The following is a 3,249-nucleotide window of genomic DNA, read 5'->3' on the forward strand; positions in this document are numbered from 1 at the left end:
CATCGCAGGTGCGAAAATCAATTTTACAGTTGCTTCATCATCAATGTACCTAATTTCACTCACCCAACGACTTAATACATTTTCAACATTTCCTCTTTTATTTATTTCTTGATAGCTAAATTGTCGAGCAAATAAGTCTTTACATGCATCTTTTAATGCTTGATAGGCGGTTTGTCTTGCGACATTAAACTGATTGATATAACTCTCTGCATGCACTTCTAAAGGGTCATTGGCATTGATACCTCTACCACTTTCCCTAGCCTCAACAATGGCAAGAAGAACTAAGCGTTGTTCAACTAAATCTAGGTTATAGCTTGCATTGATTAGAGCATTATCTTTAACAACTAGATCTCGCATAATATTTGTCTACTTTATTATTTATGAATACGCCAATCTCAACTTTGAATAAGGCTTTCCAGTTGTAAAGGTGGATTTCCTAATCGTGTATTTAAAATTACTGCAATGGTATGTGAAAGAATCTTACGCGTAATTCTATGCGTTAAATGCCATAAATCTTTAGCTCTTACTTTTTGAATGTGAAATCGTTCAGTTAATTGACCTATAACAGTCTCAATTTTTCTACGAGCATTCATGAGCCTCGCCATAGCTTCCTTAGACCTGCTATCAGTCATGTTCTTTCTATAAGGTGTTTGTAAATCAATATCTTGGTACTTAAAATAGTGTTTTAATTCAGGTCTTAAGTATCCTTTATCACCACCAAGTAATCCCTGAATATCTTGATTAATTTCTGGTGCAACATCACGTTCATCACAATGAGCTGGAGCAAAAGTATAGCCTGTAATCATTCCTGAAAAGTTAATAACGATATGTCCTTTGAAACCATAATATTTTTCTTGTTTAGCCGCACAATAACTAAAACCTGCAGATTCTTTGAAGTTTTTATGTTTTTTTGCTCTAGCATAACGACAAACAGGTATAGGAAAGCCATCGATAAAATGAATATTATCTAAACCGAAAACAGATTTTAGTTGTGACATAATCTGTTGATTTACATGCCATAATTTTGCACAATGTTTGCAAAAATTAGGATAGGAACCTAATTTTGGAAACCATTCAAACCAATTGTGTTTAAAGTAGAACCAGATATTTTTATCAGAATCTAAGCCAAGAAACTCTCCCACAATTTGTATAGTAAGAATTTCAATATCACTTAAAGCGGGTGGAAATCCTCTACTTCTTAAAGGTTGAATGACAATCGCTGAGTAAAATTGCTCTATGATTAAAAATACAGAAATGATAAATTCGTAAATGGACATAACTTGCTTTGCTTTTCTTAGTCGAAAATTAAATTGGGTTATGTCCTTTTTATTTCAAAGACTTAAAAAGTTGAGATTCGCGTATTTATATTAATTTTATTGATTTATTTAATATAAATTAATCAATTTTTCTTATTTATAAATTTGATTAGTATAAATGTAGATTTTAAATGAGGCCGAACTCATGCAAAAACCATTTACACAACTTGGACAGCGGCAAAATCTGATCCGTCAATTCACCCCCAACTGGTTCACTGTGAGTATGGGAACAGGTGTTGTGGCATTAATTGTATCAGAGTTTCCGATGTTAAAGGCATTCACATGGCAACTCGGCACAGGGCTGTGGTATTTCAATATTTTACTGTTCGTACTTTTTAGTGTGCTATATGGCTTACGTTGGGCATTTTATCCGCATGAAGCCAAACAGATTTTTCAACATCCAAGCATGAGCCTATTTTTAGGGACGATTCCGATGGCGCTGGCCACCATCCTCAATGGCTTTTTAAAGTATGGTCAGCCTATTTATGGCGACACAGCTGTACAGATTGCGCAAACGCTCTGGTATGCAGATGTAGTCTTGGCGCTCTTGGTGGCGTGGGCAGTTCCTTTTGCCATGTATAGACATCAGGAGCATGCTTTACAGCAGATGACTGCGGTGTGGTTATTGCCGATCGTGGCCTGTGAGGTTGCAGCCAGCAGTGGTGGTCTATTACTAGGGCATTTGGCAGCTGATACTCACGCCGTTGCGATTTTACTGGGTAGTTATGTGTTGTGGGGTGTTTCAGTATTACCTGCCTTTGCTATTTTAACGATTTTAATGTTGCGTTTGGTCTTACATAAACTGCCTGAAAAAGAGTTGGCAGTCAGCAGTTGCTTGGCTTTGGGGCCGATAGGCACTGCTGCTTTGGCATTATTGGTTTTGGGGCATCAGGCACCGACGCTGATGGCGAGTTTGGGCTTAGCACAACTGGGTCAGTTATTTCAGCAGGCGGGAATTTTGGCCAGTTTAATTCTGTTGGGTTTTGGGCTGTGGTGGTTGGGGATTGCGGTACTGACGACTTTGCACCATGCCAAACAGGATTTGCCGTTTAATTTGGGCTGGTGGGGACTGACTTTCCCATTGGGCGTATATACACTCGCAATCTTAACCTTAGCCCAGCAACTCAATTTGGCCTTCCTGTATGCCGTTGGCTATGCTTTTGCAGCCATACTGATGTTGTTATGGAGTTTGGTTGCAACCAAGACGGCACACGTTTTTATCAAGGGGATTTGTTCTTTTCGCCGTGCTTAAAAACCTATTTAGAACAGCAGTATAAATGAGGTCTACAATCCATTCAGTTTAAAGCGCCATCTGATCTTATGTAGGTTGTTTGAGCAGAGACCAGAGGCGCTTTTCTTTCGGATCGATTTGTTTTCTAATGGCATGAATGAAGTCTGTTATTTGAGTATTTTATGTCGGATGTGGCACTAATCATGGCTTTGCCAAATGAGTCTAAAGGATTGTTTGAGCAAGCAGGGATTGAAGTTCACTACAGTGGTATTGGTAAAGTCAACGCGGCCTATAAAGCATTTGAAGTGATTCAAAAAACAGGCTGTAAAACCCTGATTAATTTAGGCACAGCAGGCAGTACTTATTTTGATGCACATGAGTTGGTGGAAGTCTCTCAATTTGTTCAACGTGACATGGATGTGTCTCCGCTCGGTTTTCCTGTAGGTCTCACACCGTTCGATGCGACTTATCCTGCTGAAATTGATTTACAGCCCTATTTTCAACACTTGCGTACAGGTATCTGTGGCACGGGCGATAGCTTTGAAACGGGAGCACCGAAAGTACAGTGTCATTTGGTGGATATGGAAGGATATGCGCTGGCAAAGGTCTGTAAAAAACAGGGTGTCCGCCTGATTTCGGTCAAATATATTTCAGATGGTGCCAACGACACCGCGCATTTGGACTGGGAAGACAATTTGTTAT

General features: G+C 39.2%; 3 protein-coding genes and 1 pseudogene. 2 read left to right on the forward strand and 2 right to left on the reverse strand.

The annotated features are described in order from the left end of the window. Together ACWQ4X_RS19505 and ACWQ4X_RS19510 are read right to left on the reverse strand one after the other, a co-directional pair. Positions 1 to 357, reverse strand: a 357-nt coding sequence (locus ACWQ4X_RS19505; RefSeq protein WP_031944353.1) for a RepB family plasmid replication initiator protein, incomplete at its 3' end; no start/stop codon positions are given. Positions 358 to 395: 38 nt separating this feature from the next. Beyond that, entirely contained in the window at positions 396 to 1,277 is an 882-nt protein-coding gene (locus ACWQ4X_RS19510; protein WP_457904660.1) for an IS982 family transposase, read from the reverse strand. A 184-nt stretch (positions 1,278 to 1,461) separates the two neighbouring features. Between ACWQ4X_RS19510 and ACWQ4X_RS19515 the strand changes: the two are divergent. Then, positions 1,462 to 2,597, forward strand: a pseudogene (locus ACWQ4X_RS19515) (TDT family transporter). A gap of 132 nt (positions 2,598 to 2,729) precedes the next feature. Further along, positions 2,730 to 3,249, forward strand: a 520-nt coding sequence (locus ACWQ4X_RS19520; RefSeq protein WP_457904661.1) for a 5'-methylthioadenosine/S-adenosylhomocysteine nucleosidase family protein, incomplete at its 3' end; no start/stop codon positions are given.

The sequence above is a fragment of the Acinetobacter sp. NigerLNRRAM0016 genome, from assembly GCF_054112845.1.